The organism is Halomonas sp. ND22Bw, from assembly GCF_003011945.1.
In the GTDB taxonomy this organism is placed as follows: Bacteria; Pseudomonadota; Gammaproteobacteria; order Pseudomonadales; family Halomonadaceae; genus Halomonas; species Halomonas halophila.
Genome location: NZ_PXWD01001314.1, coordinates 1 through 254 on the forward strand (window position 1 = coordinate 1; position 254 = coordinate 254).

1 protein-coding gene is annotated in these 254 nt (G+C 68.9%); it reads left to right on the forward strand.

Annotated features, from left to right (window positions below; translation table 11 throughout):
• Nucleotides 1-254 (forward strand): PepSY-associated TM helix domain-containing protein (locus CVH10_RS22440; RefSeq protein WP_146143295.1); only part of this gene is annotated, 254 nt, incomplete at both ends.

Consider the following 254-nt stretch of genomic DNA (forward strand, 5'->3'; position numbering starts at 1 on the left):
CACCGTGCGGGCGGTGCTGAGCGGCCACGGCATCCTCGGCCTCGCTTTCGCCGCGATCATCTATCTCGTCTGCCTGACGGGCACGCTTGCCGTCTTCGCCCATGACATAGCGCGCTGGGAGCAGCCCGATGCGCCCTCGATCACGGCATTTCCCCCAGGTGCGCTCGACCGGGCCGTCCGATCCGCGCAGGAAAGCGGGCCGGCGCACGCCACGCTGTACGTCTCGCTACCTTCATTGGAGGAGCCGGAGGCCA